The following is a 15,299-nucleotide window of genomic DNA, read 5'->3' on the forward strand; positions in this document are numbered from 1 at the left end:
AGATTAGACGGCTGGACGTTTGACTATTTGCTCAATGATCAACTCCGCAAAATCGCATGGATCACAAGGATCAGCAGGGATCACACTTGATCGGCCGGAAGGATCAGCCGATTGTGGCCCCCCTAGTGGTGCTGCCAGAAAGACTGCATCAAGTGCGGTCGCAGTGATATTCGAAGCGTCGCGAATATTCCAGAGATATTTGGAGGCACTAACTGTAAGATCCTCATAAGTCATTTTTTTCTTGCGCTTCTTGGCATCAACGACTACCAGTGATGTCACACCTCTTGTCCGGCGCGCGATCATTACATCAGGTTGCGATGCTCCTACTACGCCTATGAGATGGGATCCCAGCACCTTGCGGGGCTCTGCCTTCGGATTTTTCGAAGGGATATCGGCCTGCTCCAACATGAGCCATTCTTCCCCGTCTACCACCCACCGCCAGCCGTTCTCGTTCTTGTCGCTTCCGGCTTCACCGTACTTAATTGTGAGAGCTGTTAGGATCCTCTCGGCCACCCACGCTTCGTAGAGTTCCCACAGTTCCGAGAGGGGCGCGTGAGATACTCCCGCACCAATGTCTTCGAGCTGAGTGAGTAGCCGAATGCAAGCTGAATATAGGACCCGCATGCGAGGGGGCCAAGTAGAGGCCGGAGGATCAATGCTCGGTTGGGCGGGGCGACTTCGCACCGACACACGGCGAAAAAGGTCAGCTAGTTCGACGGCTGCGGTACCCGCCGCTGTTAAGAGGGCTTCGTCGGAGGAAATCCTTTCAGCGACCATAGCTGTGAGGACTGAGATGCCAGTGAGTTTCCTCTCGACACGTCTTGTGCCCGCGGTGGCAACGCGGAGTGGGACCCGCCCTTCTTCCATGAACTCCAGCCGCTTCGATCGCTCAGTTTCACGAACTAAAATGCGCCCGTGTGTGCTCTCTAGCGACCCCCAGTTCACGATTCTCACGGGGTCCGTGGGCCACTCGGAAAGAAGAGCAACGGCTCCTTCGACCGCCGAACGCAGCTCGATCCAAGAAAGATTGTCTAGTGAGGAAGCCGACAAACTAGACCATGCCGCATCCGCGCTTGTTGGGGGCCGGCGCTTGGTGCGAAGGCGATTGCGAGCTTCCAACATGACACTTACGCCTTCTGCGCTAAACGGCTGAGGAGGAGGCACGTGCAGGTATTCGATACCAAATTCTCGCCCTGCCATCCATGGAAGGGCCAAGCGTCCGCAGCATTCCAGCATCGGGTCCGGGTTCTCGACGATATCGATTCCCTCAGCAGTTCGCACAAAGGCGACGCTCGAGGGAATGTCTAGCTCGAGCAATGTTCCAGGGACGTTTTTCTCGACAATCGGTACACCTCCTCGAACAAATCGGACAAGCGCGTCCTGCGCGTTTGGACGCATGTGGGTCAAGACAAGCTCGCCCAAAAATCCGGTGGTACGCCGAACACTCCATCTCCCCCTTCGACCAGTCTGGTCAGTCGCTGTTGAAGCATGCCCCCTGCGGAGGACTCTGAGAGCAGGGCAGGAAGCGCAAGGCGGAATTGTTCTGAGGTGAGGCCCGGAAGGACGAAATGAAGTAATGCGTTCTCGGCCGCTGCATTGTCATCTACTGCGACGTCCATGCCAGAGGACGACGCTGCATGAGCGAGCGAGCCATACCACGCCATATATTGGACGCAGCGTTGCAAGTCTCTCGGAGTGACCAGGTTGGCGCCACGGCCGGCCGAATCTCGGAGGATATCGATAAGTGGCCGGAGCTTCGTGAACATCGTAGCCGGGTCGCTGTTCGTAGCTAGATCAGCCCAAGCCGCCCGGGGATTGCCTAGCAAGTTGACGCCTGGAGGAGTTTGATTAGGGGCCGCCAAAGCTGTAATCGCGTCCACCGACTTGATTGCATTCTCAACCGTCGGCGGCTCCAACAAAACAACGCATGCCCTTCCGGTTACTTTGGGAGCAGGCGCTGGCGCAGATGAATCAACGTTAACCGTGCCGAGAAACCGCGGCCACGGACCCAAGTGCAGTTCCTTGGGCACATCCGTGCCGGTTTCCTGATTATGAAGTCGCCATTTGAGCCATTGCCAGGCGGTATCACTACCAGCCGTCACCAATGGCCCAGCATAGGCCTCCATTGGGCTCAAGTTGGCCTCTTCCACTGTGACAACTGCCGGATGCGGAGATGCACTGCCGCTCAGCAGTCGAAGCTGGGAGAAGGCGTCCGTCGCGGTGTACTGCTTTGCGAAAATGCTGTACTGTCCCACGGTGTCCTCACTCGAAGCCCATCCGGGTCGGACGTCGATGCGGCAGCGGCGATCGTCCGGCACAAAAAAGCTCGCCAGCATTCTCGCTGCGGTCGACTTCCCGGTGCCGCTGGGGCCCGCGAAGAGAAGGAATTGGCTTCCGAGCATTGAAGCAAGCAAATCCACTTGAGTCTGTTCGTCATAGACAATGCCCGAAGCTTGGAGGTGGTCACGAAAGGCCTGGGGCACGCCTGCTAGTTCATTGGTGGTCATTCTTTGTCCAATAGCTCGTTCAGTCCGGTCGAACCCAAGAGTTCGAGCATACGTGTGGAATCAAGCCGACCTATGCCATTAGCAGCACACCAAGCAACCAGCAACGACAAATCGGAGGCGATCGGCTTACTGAGGACGCCCCCGTTGGTCGCTTTGTCAATAAGAGCTGGAATTGCTCCTGGCAAGAGCAGTCGGCCTTCCTCCTCATGTGACTTAGCCGGCACTAAAAGCCTCGGCTTCGTCCGTGCACGGCCACGGCCGGCGCCCTGACCTCCGCAAACTTCCTTATTGAGTGCACACACCGGGTCACCATCTAAACCAGAGTGATGATGAGGACACTGAGGGCGCTCAAGAGCATATGCTGCTTCCGCTGCCTGCCCCCCTCCTAGCGCCGCCGATACTGCGGGCAGGCTACATTTGATGCCGTTTTGCTGGTTCAGTGTGTTTACGGGGTTGTATTCAACAAACTCGATTGCGGGCTGGATGCTGTTTTCGGGAGCCCAAAGCCATCCAGGGTCGGTTGATGACATCTTTAAAGCATTGCGGCTCCCACGGTTTGGAATCCTCGCATCGCTAACTAGAGTGAGGTCTCTCTGAGGGTCGTAAAACACCTCTGGCATGACCCGACCGGGCGCCAACAGGGACGCTGCGTGGGAGTCTGGTCGGAGCAATGCAGTCGGATCAGTGCCAAGCAGTTGCCAGACAGCCCATTGGATCTGACGCCGGGCGAAAACAACGGCGGAGGACGGAGGGGCTGCGTCCCAGGAGCCCCAAGCGGTAGCCTTCCCCCGCCGCACTAGCATGGTGAGTGCGACAGCCATGAAGTAAAGTCTGGGCTCAGCAAGTTCTCGAACGCGGTTACGGATGCTGAGCACTGCATCTCGTACGTCGTCGATTGAAGCCGAGTAGATGATCCCTCTCATAGGGATTAACTATGACACTTTTTCGAGGGGGCTTGTTTGAGCACCTTGGATAAATTCATCGATTCGAATCTCGCCACGGAGCCACCGAGCATAATCACTGGTCGCCGCTCGAATGCTCATGGCGACGTCCAGATCCTCGCTCTGATGTCCCGGAAGATCACCTATTGCCTGACGAACAGTCGGCATAATACCGCCGCTAATTAGCGGTCCAGGCTGGTCTTTTACGAAAAAAGGAGTGATAAGACTATGCGTGGGTTTCGGCCAAACTATTTGTTCTTCGCGCGTTGCCCGGACAACAAGTCTCCGTCTCAGTTGAGGAACACCATAGGCTTCGGAATGGAGGATCCTTAACTCCGCGACGTAGCCGAGTGCTGCGAGCCTTCCTAACAACTCATCGAGAAATTGCTTCCCTCTCCACCGCAGCGCTGGGACGTTTTCGAAGATAACGTTGCGCGGCCTGAGCGATTCAACGGCCCGTAGGAATGAAAGAACGAGTTTATTTCGGGGGTCGTCTACGCGACACGGCCCGGCCGTCGAGAAGCCCTGGCAAGGAGGGCCGCCGACAAGGGTGCCCAGCTCCCTCCCTGCGAGTGCCGCTCGCGCACTGTCCACCATCTCGTGAAACTGTTCGTCCAATGAGAGGTCGTAGGCCTCAGCGCGATGATCTGGCAATGCGTGGTTAGCAAGAGTTCTTAGCGCGTTTGCGTCATTATCGACGCTTAGCACCATTTCGTGACCAGCCCAGCCAAGGCCTAGCCCGAGGCCTCCTGCTCCAGCAAAGAGGTCAATCGCTGTGCCTTTTTCGATTGACTGCGCCAAGTGGTACGCCAGCAAGGGTGGGACTGCGTTGCCGATCTGCATGGATCGCTGCCGCATTGTGCCGTGAAACCGAATGTTGTCAGGAAACGACTGCAACCGCGCAGCTTCCCTAACCGTAATTAGTCGATCTGCTTCCGGATGAATGAAGCAGCCGTTGCCGGGTCGAGTGATGTACGTAGAAATTGTGTAGGCAGGACGTTCCCAGGAAAGTCGACCGTAGTAGGTGCTCCTGCTACCCTCTCCGCGCGCTGCGCTCGCTCTGATTTGTCGGACCCGGTCCGACGGAAAATCGTCTGGAAGGTCCCGCCAGTTTCCTCCGGGAGGAACATGGTGCACAACAATCCGATCGGTGTCGCTCAAACGCCCACTGACGTGGTCGTATACCTTCACATCTCTCCCATCAAACGAATCTTAAGTCGTAGTCAGCAAGTCCAGTTGACGACACGGACTTGGCGTGAAAAGCAGCTCGGGGCACCCGGCCGAGGTACTCGGCTCCCATTTTTCGCAACTCTGAACTGACCTGGTTGGCGCCCGGACCATCTACGATGAGCGCTTCCTTGATGGAGCGTTTCCATGTGCTGAGGGATGCGCCAGCACCCAATGGAACGGCAGTCGCGAACTTGGGATTCCATCCTCGGGTGCCAATGATTGCCGCCTGAGCCGATGCCTTCCGGTCCAACCTGGCGGATAGCAAAGCGGTCGTCCATGCTGCGTAGGCCGTCGGTTCCTGACTACTCAGCAAATCAAGCGCTCTGCCGGTCGTAGGGAAGCCGGTGACGTAGACGGGCAGCCCGGGCACGTCTTCACGTACCCGGGACATTGTCAGGCTCGCAGCCAGGGTGCTGCGATCTGAGACGTGCCATGCTCTCCCGAGGCGTTCGGCGGCAACCGCAGTCGTTCCGCTCCCGGCGAATGGATCCACTATCAGATCTCCAGGATTCGAACTGGCAGAAATGATCCGTTCCAAGAGAGCGACGGGTTTTTGCGTGTCATATCCTGTCCTCTCGAAAGAATGGGCCGAAAGTGAAGAGATATCGGACCACACGTCTTGAATGCGAACTCCGGCACCGTCATCGGCATACCTTTTGTAACGGGGTATCCCGTTACGGGAGTAGACGAGTCTTCCTTCCTTCTCGTACTTAACCATCGTCTCGATTTTCCACGCCCAGTGTCGTCCCGTAGGCGGCAACTGCCCCCGCCACTCGTAATGCGCCCCAGTGCCGATTCGGTCGCCCGGTCCAGTGCAGGTGATGAGTTGATAGGGGCCACGTTCGTCGGATTTGGTGAAGTGGTTTGCTAGGTACTCACTCGAGTAGGGCGAGAAATGCTGGTTCCACGTGTATGAGGCCGACTTCGTATAGAAGAGGATGGTGTCGTGGATTGGCCCAAACCGGCGCGATCCGCTATGTGCGTTCGTGCGCTGCCAGACAATCTCATTGCGGAAGTTCTGACTGCCGAAGAGAGCATCAAGAACTATCCGAAGAAGATGGCTCGCGCTCGGGTCACAGTGCAAGTAGAGGCTACCAGTTGAGGTGAGTATGCGGTGCGATTGGGCAAGGCGAAGCGCCATTTCGAGAACGTACGCCGTACGGCCAGACTTACCCAAGGCTTCGACTAGCGCTCGAACTGTACGAGCGAGGGCTGGAGGCAGCTCAGCCTGCAGGGCCCGCATCCTCGCGTCGCACGATCCGTCCCAACTCCAGACGTCCGAGAATGCTGATTCGCGGTTGTCGCCGCTGACACGTGACTCATAGGTCCTGCCGCTGTTAAAAGGAGGATCGAGATACACGAGTTCAACGGATCCAGTCTTGATTGATGCTAGGGCCTCGAGGTTGTCACCAATGTCAATCCTTCGAGTCAATTCCATCTCTATAGTCTCCCATGCTGTTTCCCTGGATCTTGTTCGGCGGCAGTGTGACATGCCGCCCTAATTCCCTACTTGCCAGTCTCAACCCAGCTGTCCTGCACATCCGCTCCTCGACATGAGGGCATGTCAAAATAAGTTCCTTAGCAGGACATCCGCTCGAACGTTTGCCTTGGCAGCCAGACAGACTGAACAAGTCAAGCTGCACTGGCACGGCGGCGGGCCCGCTCCTTCGCGTTCAGCATGCTCCGCATGTTTCAGCGCGAGTCCTATCTGGTCCCGGCCTCCAAGGATCTTCACACTTACGAGCCAATCTGCATGAGCCGGAGTACCCCTCGACAGCTGGACCACCGGCGCCGCACACGGTATCCGGAGCGCCTCATTGCGGACATCATCCGGCTGCATGGTCCATTGCCGGAGCCGACGAGATCATGCGCCTGCCTTTGACCCACTCCCTCGACGCGCAACTCCGGTCGTCTTGAAGGAATCTGAGTTCGCGCGTTCAACGCAGGCTGACAAGTCTGGAGGTACCTTGCATCTACCGCCCGCCTCGGGCCGTACCCTAGTTGCTGTTCTGGTGTACCCCACAGTCCCGGCGGTACAACGCGGGATACGCTTACGCAGAGAGGGTGCCCACCCCTCTCTTACACTTACAAACGACACTGACTCGATGATTGAACTCACTCATATTTCCCCTATCTGCACTCGCCAGCCCTTGGCTCGCGACACGGTAAAGGCTAGTCACGGCCTCTGACATTTTGGGGGGCTGGCCTATGGGCTAGGAGTCGCGGAGCACGAAGAGCCGACAATGGCGCAGCTGACAAAAGACAAGCCGCTTGTCAGGCTCACAGAGAATTAGGATGGGCACAATCCTTTCGCGCGACTCACTACTTCCCCGCATGCGCCTCCAGGAAGGAATACACCTCGGTCTCGTCCACGCCCGGGAAGGCTCCTGGAGGGAGGGCCGCAAGCAAGTGGGAGTTGGCGCGGGCGCTGGGCCAAGCGTGGCCGGCCCATTGGGCGGCTAGGTCGGCGGGTGGGCGGCGGCAGCAGGATTCGTCGGGGCAGTTTGAGACGGAGCGTTCGGGAGTGTCGCGCCCGCGGAACCACTTCACTTCCTTGTACGGAATGCCGATGCTCAGCGAGTACTCCCCCGACGAGTGCCGCTCGGTGATCGCCGTGCACCAGAACGTACCGGCCTTGGTGTCCGTGTACTGGTTGAAGGCACGGAACTTGTCCGGCACGTCGAAAACGGCCCGCGACGTCCAGTTGCGGCAGACAGGCTGGCCTTCGATGGCGCCGGTGTGGTCGGCAGGGAAATTCACGCCGTCGTTCTCGTAGGCCTTGTGGATAATCCCGGAGACGTGGACCTTCTGGAAATGGCAGGTAATGCCCAAGTGGTGGGTGGCCAGGTTGGTGAAGCGGTGGGCGGCAGTTTCATAGGAAACGCTAAAGGCGTCGCGCAGGTCCTCGATGGCCAGCTCCTTGGCGGCCTTGGCCTTCTGGAGGAAGTCAACCGTGGCGTGTTCCGGCATCAGCAGGGCGGCGGCGAAGTAATTGGTGTAGACGCGCTGGCGGAGGAAGTCCGCGTAGTCGGTGGGCGCCTGGTGACCCAGCACGTAGTGGCCGACGGCCTGCAGCAGCACGGAGCGCGGGTCGTGTTCGGACCGGTGGCCCTGGGTCAGGTAAATTCTGTTGTTCTTTAAATCGGTCACGGACCGGGTGGAATGTGGCAGGTCGCTGACGTACTGCAGGCTGAACCCGAGGTGCTCGGCGATGTCCGCGGCCACGTGGTGGGACAGCGGCCCGCCCTTGAAACCAACAGCCTTGAGCAGCTCCTGGGCCTGGGCCTCGAGGTCCTCGTAGTGGTTGTTGCGCGAGCGCATTTCCGCCCGCAGTTCGGTGTTGGCACGACGGGCTTCCTCCGGGGTGGCGGCCTGCTCGTCCAGCCGGCGCTCCAGCTCGTGCTGCAGCCCCACCAGTGACTCAAGCACGTCCATGGAAAGCCGCGAGCTGACGCGGACTTTCGGCAAACCGAGCGACTCGTACAGCGGCCCACGCTGGTAGCGTTCCAGCTCGATTTCCAGCGCCGCGCGGCGGCTGGGCGGCTCGGCCCCGAGCAGCTGGTCGATCCCCACACCGAGCGCCTTGCCGAGGGCCTGGAGCATGCCGAGCTTGGGCTCGCGCTTGCCGTTTTCGAACAGCGAGAGCTGCGAGGGCGCGGCGTTGACGGCGGCACCGAGATCGTCCAGGGTCATGCCCTGGGCTTTGCGCAGGTGCCGCACCCGACGGCCCAGGCTGATGACGTCGATTTCGGGCTCGGCGGAGGCACCGCCGTCGTGCTTGGAGGGACGATTCCAGCTGGTGGTTGTCATTTCTTGAGGATACGAGAAGAACTGCAAATCTTTCCAGCAATTTCTCTGGATTTACTGTTGCAGACTGCGGAATAGTCGGTTTCACGAAGGATTTGGCCCGGACCGATCACCGAGGATCGGAACCCGCCGACCCGACACCGAACAGGAGACAGCAATGACTGCATCATTTGAGCCGGCCCCGATGAACGCTGAGGAAGCGGCCAAGGCACTGGAGCTCGAGTGGGCCGCCGATTCCCGCTGGGAGGGCATCACTCGCGACTACACCGCAGCGGATGTCGTCCGCCTCCGCGGCCGGGTCCAGGAAGAGCACACGCTGGCCAAGCGCGGCGCGCAGAAGCTGTGGAAGCAGCTGACCGAGGAAGCCGCCGAGGGCCGCTACACTAACGCCCTCGGCGCGTTGACCGGCAACCAGGCGGTGCAGCAGGTCAAGGCCGGGCTGCGCGCCATCTATCTCTCCGGCTGGCAGGTGGCCGCGGATGCCAACCTCTCCGGCCACACCTACCCGGACCAGTCGTTGTACCCGGCGAACTCGGTGCCGCAGGTGGTCCGCCGGATCAACAACGCGCTGATGCGGGCCGACCAGATCGAGTTCTCCGAGGGCATCCAGACCGTCGAGGACTGGCTGGTGCCGATCGTGGCCGACGCCGAGGCCGGCTTCGGCGGTCCGCTGAACGCCTACGAGCTGATGAAGTCCATGATCGCCGCCGGCGCCTCCGGCGTGCACTGGGAGGACCAGCTCGCCTCGGAGAAGAAGTGCGGCCACCTCGGCGGCAAGGTGCTGATCCCTACCGGCCAGCACATCCGCACCCTGAACGCGGCCCGGCTGGCCGCCGACGTCGCCGGTACCCCGAGCGTGATCATCGCCCGCACCGACGCCGAGGCCGCCACGCTGCTCACCTCCGACGTGGACGAGCGCGACGCCGAGTTCATCACCGGCGAGCGCACCCCCGAGGGCTTCTACAAGGTCCGCAACGGGATCGAACCGTGCATCGCCCGGGCCAAGGCCTACGCCCCGTACTCGGACCTGATCTGGATGGAGACCGGCACCCCGGACCTGGAGCTGGCCCGCAAGTTCGCCGAGGCGGTCAAGGCCGAGTTCCCGGATCAGATGCTTTCCTACAACTGCTCGCCGTCCTTCAACTGGAAGAAGCACCTGGACGACGCGACGATCGCCAAGTTCCAGCGCGAGCTCGGGGCGATGGGCTTCACCTTCCAGTTCATCACCCTGGCCGGCTTCCACGCCCTGAACTACTCGATGTTCGACCTGGCCCACGGCTACGCCCGCAACGGGATGAGCGCCTACGTTGACCTGCAGGAGCGCGAATTCGGCGCCGAAGACCGCGGCTACACCGCAACCAAGCACCAGCGCGAAGTGGGCACCGGCTACTTCGACACCATCTCCACTGCCCTCAACCCCAACGGCAGCACCCTGGCACTGGTCGGCTCCACCGAAGAGGGCCAGTTCCACTAACGACGACGGGGCTCGCCACCGGCGCTGCGCCGGGACCCGCCGCGGCACGACCTTCCGACGGCCGCGGGCGGCCTTACGGAAGCTATTAGCCGCTTTCCGGGTCCCGGCTCCGCACCTCAGACCCGAACGTCACCTATGGCACCCAGGCCGGGCGCCGCCGTCGTAGTTACAAAAGTTTTCTTGAGGAGTGAATGAGCGATGAATGATCCGATTACCTTGAACGGGATTACGTTGACGGCCCCGCCGGTGCGCCGGCAGGAGGAAGTGCTGACGCCGCAGGCGCTGGAGTTCGTGGCCGGGCTGCACCAGGCCACCGCGGCACGGCGGCGGGAGCTGCTGGTGCAGCGGGAGAACCGGCGCCGGTCGATCGGCCGCGGGCACGACCCGAAGTTCCTGCCCGGCACCCGGCACATCCGCGAGGATTCCTCCTGGAAGGTCGCTCCCCCGGCTCCCGGGCTGGAGGACCGCCGGGTGGAGATCACCGGGCCGGTGGAGAAGAAAATGACCATCAACGCGCTGAACTCCGGCGCGAAGGTGTGGCTGGCGGACATGGAGGACTCCTCCACCCCCAGCTGGTCCAACGTGGTCAACGGGCAGCTGAACCTGACCGACGTGCTGGAGCGGCGGATCGACTTCGTCTCCGACACCGGCAAGGAATACAAGCTGACGGGTGAGACGCTGACCGACCTGCCCACCATCGTGGTCCGGCCGCGCGGCTGGCACCTGCCGGAGAAGCACATGCTGATCGGCGGCGAACCGGTGGCCGGCGGCATCGTGGACTTCGGCCTGTACTTCTTCCACAACGCCCAGCGGCTCATCTCGCAGGGCCGCGGGCCGTACTTCTACCTGCCGAAGATCGAATCGCACTTGGAAGCCCGGCTGTGGAACGATGTGTTCATCCTGGCGCAGGACCTGCTGGGCATCCCGCAGGGCACCATCCGCGCCACCGTGCTGATCGAGACCATCACGGCCGCGTTCGAGATGGAGGAGATCCTGTACGAGCTGCGCGACCACGCCTCCGGGCTGAACGCCGGCCGCTGGGACTACATCTTCTCGGTGATCAAGAACTTCCGGGCCCGCGGGCCGCGGTTCGTGCTGCCGGACCGGACGCAGGTGACCATGACGGCACCGTTCATGCGCTCCTACACCGAGCAACTGGTCCGCGCCTGCCACCGCCGCGGCGCCATGGCCATCGGCGGGATGGCCGCGTTCATCCCCAGCCGCCGCGACCCGGAGGCCAATGCCATCGCCATGGAGAAGGTGCACGCGGACAAGACCCGCGAGGCCTCCGACGGGTTCGACGGCTCCTGGGTGGCGCACCCGGATCTGGTCCCGGTCTGCCGCGAGGTGTTCGACGGCGTGCTGGGTTCGCGGCCCAACCAGCTGGACCGCCAGCGCGAGGACGTGACGCCCGACGACGGTGCCCTCCTGAACGTCGCCGGCACCGAAGGGACCATCACCGAGACCGGCATCCGCACCAACCTGGAGGTCGGCATCCAGTACATCGAGTCCTGGCTGCGCGGCAACGGCGCGGTGGCCATCCACAACCTGATGGAGGACGCGGCGACGGCGGAGATCTCCCGCTCGCAGATCTGGCAGTGGATCCACGCCCACGCCGTGACCGACGACGGCGAGATCATCACCCGCGAATGGGTCCGCGAACTGCTGGAGGAAGAGTTCGCCGCCCTGCCGCGGTTCGACGGCGACCGGTTCGACGACGCCCGCGAGATCTTCGAAGAGGTTGCCCTGGGCGAAGAGTTCCCGGCCTTCCTGACGATCCCCGCTTACCAGAACTACCTGCTGGAGAAGCCGTCGTCGGTCAGGGAGCCCGCCGTCGTCTGATCGTCCGGCGGCGGGCCGGGGTCAATAGCCAGCCCCGGCCCGCCGGCACCAAAAACTTTCCGCAGGGCCGCCAGGTCCACGCTACTTTCGCCACAAGCAGCCCGACGGTCGGGCGGACCGGCGGCCTTGCGGAAGCACAGATGAACCAAAACGCCGGGTGCGGCTCTACGTATAGAGCCACACCCGGCGTTCTTGCAACGTCCCTTCGACGTTTCGGCCCTCAGTGGCCAGCAGAGGGCGCGGCTGTGGGGACGTCTTAGGCGTCGTCCCCGTGCGTCGTTCCGCCTTCGCCTTCCCATGTCTCCAGGCGCCGGATCTTGGTGGCGTTGAATTTGCGGCGCACACCGTACCCGCCGTGGTCGTCGTCGGCTATGAAGTCGACGCCGAACCTTTCCAGGGCGCGGCGCAGCTGCTCATTCTGCTCGGGAGTCAACGCTTGGTTGCCCTTTTCGAAGTCTCGAACCTGCTTCTTGTCCAGGTTCGCTGCCTTGGCGATCACCTTGGATGAGACCTGCGTCAAAGCGCGGGCCGCGCGGGCCAAGTCTGAAGGGATGAACGTCACTGGAATGGTCATACCCTGATCATCCCAGTCTTCGGGCAAAGGTCCAGTGGTCCAGTCCGGTTGCCGTCGCGCAGGCGCAGCATCTTGGTAGAAGCGCGGCGTGGACTTGCCGTCCGGCGGGATTTCACCGGAGGCATGCCCTAAGTTGGAGCCATGATCGTGCAGCAGGTTCCGGAACCGGTCGAGGTGGTCGTCCGGGCCGATGACCCCAACGTGTGGGACGTTCTCGCCTCCCTCGGTCCACTGGCGATTCTCGTCGCCGCCCTCATAGCCGCCTACATCGGTTGGCGCAGCATGCGGGCGCAGGCTGAGGCTGATCGTCGTTCTCAGTGGTGGGCGCGGGCCGAGTGGGCGCTGGACGCCTCGATGTCCACGAGCATGGATCGGAAAGTCATCGGGCTCGGCGTGTTGGCGCTCCTCGCCGAAAGCAATCTCGCCGGCGAAGAAGAGGCAAGGATCCTACGGGTCGCCTCGACCGACAGCTTGAGTCAGAGCGTCTCAGCGCTGGAGGATGTGGAGGCCAAGCCACCCTCCCCCACTTCCACGGCCCTCAGCCAGGAGCATGTCAGGGTCGAAGCCGCCAAGCTCCGGGTGGTGACGGACAAGAAGTTGGGGCAGCGGACACCTCAGTGGATTTTCGAGCTGGCCCGGACGTGACCTACACGTACGACATCGAGATCCTTAACCTGCTGGTGTCACCGGGCCATGCCTACTTTGGCCGGGCCAAGGACGGTGCGGCGGATGTTCCCACCGCTGATCTTGACCGGGTTGAGGTGGTGGCGGGCAAGGGCATCGTCGGAGACCGGTTCTTCGGCAAGGCCGCCCACATGGATGCAGCGGTGACGTTTATGGCCGTGGAGTCGCTCGAGGCGATTGCCTCGGATCTGGGCGTTCCGCCGTTTGACCCGCTTCTGGCCCGGCGCAATGTGGTGTTGCGGGGCGCACAGTTGGCGCCGCTCATCGGCGAGGAGTTCGAGGTGGAATCCCGCGGCCAACGGGTGCGGTTCAGGGGCGGCCGGCACGCACACCCGTGCGCCTGGATGGACCGAATGCTTGCGCCCGGTGCCCATGCCGCGATGCGCGGACGCGGAGGTCTGCGCTGCCAGCCGCTCTCGACCGGCGCCCTGTATCGGGGACCCGCGCTCTTGATCAGTCCGGTACCGCTCCAGCCGGAAGAGGCTGGAGCAGCGGTTCGGGTCCGGCCCGGGCGGCTCCCGTGACGATCGGGGCACTAGTCGTCCGTTCGTCTCCCGGCCACGTGAGAAGTAGTGGGGCAGCCGCCGGGCGAACCAGGGTAGACGGCCAATGATGCTGAAGCGAGCGCCGCCGTCGTTGTTTCCTAGCTCCGGAAGAGTCCGCTGTAGGCGTTGAGGGCCGGCTGGCCGCCGAGGTGGGCGTAGAGCACGGTGCTCTCGGCCGGGATCTGCTTGCTGCTGACCAGGTCGATCAAGGCGGCCATGGATTTTCCTTCGTAGACCGGGTCGGTGATCATGGCTTCGAGCGAGGCGCTCAGCCGCATGGCTTCCAGGGTGGATTCGACCGGGATGCCGTAGAGGTCGCCGGCCCAGCCTTCCAGCACGGTGATCTCGTCGTCGTGCAGTTCCCGCTCGAGTCCGATGAGCTGCGCCGTATTCCGGGCGATGCGGCCGACCTGTTCGCGGGTCTTGGACAGGGTGGCGGAGGCGTCGATGCCAATCACGCGGCGCGGCCGGCCGCCGGCGTCCTGCAGGGCGGCAAACCCGGCGATCATGCCGGCGTGGGTGGAGCCGGTGACAGTGCAGACCACGATGGTGTCGAAGAAGACGCCGAGCTCCTCCTCCTGCTGCTGCACCTCGTACGCCCAGTTGGCGAATCCCAGCCCGCCGAGCTCGTGCTCCGAGGCGCCGGCCGGGATCGCGTAGGGCTTGCCGCCGGCCGCCTCGACCTCGGCGATGGCGTTCTGCCAGGAGTCGCGGATGCCGATGTCGAAGCCGGCCGGGTCGAGCCGCACGTCCGCCCCCATGAGCCGGGAGAGCAGGATGTTGCCGACGCGGTCTGTGAGCGGATCCGGCCAGTCCACCCAGTTCTCCTGCACCAGCACGGCCTTCAGGCCGAGGGTCGCGGCCACTGCTGCCACCTGCCGGGTGTGGTTGGACTGGAAGCCGCCGATGGACACGATGGTGTCCGCGCCCTCGGCGAGGATGTCCGGGACGATGTACTCGAGCTTGCGGGTCTTGTTGCCGCCGTAGGCCAGACCGGAATTCACGTCCTCCCGCTTGGCCCAGATCTGCGCTCCACCCAAATGTTTGCTGAGCCGCGGCAGGTGATGGACCGGGCTGGGGCCGAAGGTCAGCGGGTAGCGGTCGAATTCCGTGATGGCCATGTAGTCCCCGTTCTGTCGGCTGCCGTTTACCGTGCTGCGTCGGCGTTTTCGGGGCCGGTGATGTTGACCATCCAGCTCACGCCGAACTTGTCCTTGAGCTGTCCGTAGTAGTCACCCCAGGGCGCCTTTTCCAGCGGCATCTCGACGGTCGCGCCGTCGCTCAGGCGCTCCCAATAGGTCCGCAACTTGGTCTCGTCGGCCGGGTCCTCTCCGCTGGAGCTGAGGCATATGGAGCCGTTTCCGGTCGCAGGCATCTCGGGCGGCGCGTCCGCGGCCATCAGCAGGAAGCCGCGGTCCACGAACACCGACGAGTGCATGATGTTTGCGCCGGTCTCGGGGTTATCGTCTCCCATTCCCTCGGCGTAGGTCATCTTTTGCAGCTCACCGCCGAACACGGAGTGATAGAACTCGATCGCCTCCGCGGCGTTGCCGCTGAACTGCAGGTAGGGGTTAAGGTCCAGTGCCATGGGTCTGCCTTCCGTAGTGGATGCGGCGCGTTCCGTGCCGCGTTCATTCTTGCGCCTTGAACCGCGCGCGGGAAGGGGTGGCGAGCCATGGCTGCACCTGACCTGAA

Annotated in this window: 13 protein-coding genes; 4 read left to right on the forward strand and 9 right to left on the reverse strand. The window is 62.3% G+C overall.

Annotated elements, in window-relative coordinates; genetic code table 11:
• Nucleotides 1–3: 3 nt before the first annotated feature.
• The 6 genes from AC5RV3_RS11110 to AC5RV3_RS11135 all read right to left on the reverse strand — a co-directional run bounded on the left by AC5RV3_RS11110 (nt 4) and on the right by AC5RV3_RS11135 (nt 8,515).
• Entirely contained in the window at nt 4–513 is a 510-nt protein-coding gene (locus tag AC5RV3_RS11110) for a hypothetical protein (protein WP_494122181.1), read from the reverse strand.
• 890 nt (nt 514–1,403) lie between these two features.
• Nucleotides 1,404–2,507 carry a hypothetical protein gene (locus AC5RV3_RS11115; protein ID WP_494122182.1) on the reverse strand — a complete coding sequence of 368 codons (1,104 nt, stop codon included), beginning with the start codon at nt 2,505–2,507 and terminating at the stop codon, nt 1,404–1,406.
• Nucleotides 2,504–3,037, reverse strand: coding sequence for a hypothetical protein (locus tag AC5RV3_RS11120; protein ID WP_494122183.1), 534 nt, complete (start codon nt 3,035–3,037; stop codon nt 2,504–2,506). Before AC5RV3_RS11120 ends, AC5RV3_RS11115 begins: the two co-directional genes overlap by 4 nt.
• A gap of 402 nt (nt 3,038–3,439) precedes the next feature.
• Nucleotides 3,440–4,639, reverse strand: a complete 1,200-nt coding sequence (locus AC5RV3_RS11125) for a DNA cytosine methyltransferase (protein ID WP_494122184.1) — start codon at nt 4,637–4,639, stop codon at nt 3,440–3,442.
• A gap of 10 nt (nt 4,640–4,649) precedes the next feature.
• Nucleotides 4,650–6,116 carry a site-specific DNA-methyltransferase gene (locus tag AC5RV3_RS11130; RefSeq protein WP_494122185.1) on the reverse strand — a complete coding sequence of 489 codons (1,467 nt, stop codon included), beginning with the start codon at nt 6,114–6,116 and terminating at the stop codon, nt 4,650–4,652.
• Nucleotides 6,117–7,000: 884 nt separating this feature from the next.
• The gene (locus tag AC5RV3_RS11135) at nt 7,001–8,515 is read right to left on the reverse strand and encodes a helix-turn-helix domain-containing protein (protein ID WP_494122186.1); all 1,515 of its coding nucleotides are present in this window, start codon (nt 8,513–8,515) and stop codon (nt 7,001–7,003) included.
• 127 nt (nt 8,516–8,642) lie between these two features.
• On the opposite strand from AC5RV3_RS11135, the gene aceA reads away from it, so the two are divergent.
• Nucleotides 8,643–9,959 (forward strand): isocitrate lyase, encoded by a 1,317-nt coding sequence (gene aceA, locus AC5RV3_RS11140; RefSeq protein ID WP_494106841.1) that lies wholly within the window; start codon nt 8,643–8,645, stop codon nt 9,957–9,959.
• A 198-nt stretch (nt 9,960–10,157) separates the two neighbouring features.
• Nucleotides 10,158–11,801 carry a malate synthase A gene (aceB, locus tag AC5RV3_RS11145; protein ID WP_494122187.1) on the forward strand — a complete coding sequence of 548 codons (1,644 nt, stop codon included), beginning with the start codon at nt 10,158–10,160 and terminating at the stop codon, nt 11,799–11,801.
• A gap of 256 nt (nt 11,802–12,057) precedes the next feature.
• Here aceB and AC5RV3_RS11150 read toward each other — a convergent pair whose 3' ends face one another.
• A complete protein-coding gene (locus AC5RV3_RS11150; RefSeq protein WP_494122188.1) occupies nt 12,058–12,375 on the reverse strand; it encodes a helix-turn-helix domain-containing protein in 318 nt (105 codons plus the stop codon).
• Between the two features lie 141 nt (nt 12,376–12,516).
• Here AC5RV3_RS11150 and AC5RV3_RS11155 point away from each other — a divergent pair, with 141 nt between their 5' ends.
• Entirely contained in the window at nt 12,517–13,020 is a 504-nt protein-coding gene (locus AC5RV3_RS11155) for a hypothetical protein (protein WP_494122189.1), read from the forward strand.
• Nucleotides 12,993–13,583 (forward strand): MOSC domain-containing protein, encoded by a 591-nt coding sequence (locus tag AC5RV3_RS11160; protein ID WP_494122190.1) that lies wholly within the window; start codon nt 12,993–12,995, stop codon nt 13,581–13,583. The genes AC5RV3_RS11155 and AC5RV3_RS11160 overlap by 28 nt, the downstream gene beginning before the upstream one ends.
• 119 nt (nt 13,584–13,702) lie before the next feature.
• Here AC5RV3_RS11160 and AC5RV3_RS11165 read toward each other — a convergent pair whose 3' ends face one another.
• Both AC5RV3_RS11165 and AC5RV3_RS11170 read right to left on the reverse strand, forming a co-directional pair.
• Nucleotides 13,703–14,725: a 1-aminocyclopropane-1-carboxylate deaminase gene (locus AC5RV3_RS11165; RefSeq protein ID WP_494122191.1), complete on the reverse strand. Its 1,023-nt coding sequence runs from the start codon at nt 14,723–14,725 to the stop codon at nt 13,703–13,705.
• Between the two features lie 26 nt (nt 14,726–14,751).
• Nucleotides 14,752–15,192: a VOC family protein gene (locus AC5RV3_RS11170; RefSeq protein ID WP_494122192.1), complete on the reverse strand. Its 441-nt coding sequence runs from the start codon at nt 15,190–15,192 to the stop codon at nt 14,752–14,754.
• Nucleotides 15,193–15,299 lie beyond the last annotated feature (107 nt).

This window comes from Arthrobacter sp. Y3221114 (genome assembly GCF_059092625.1).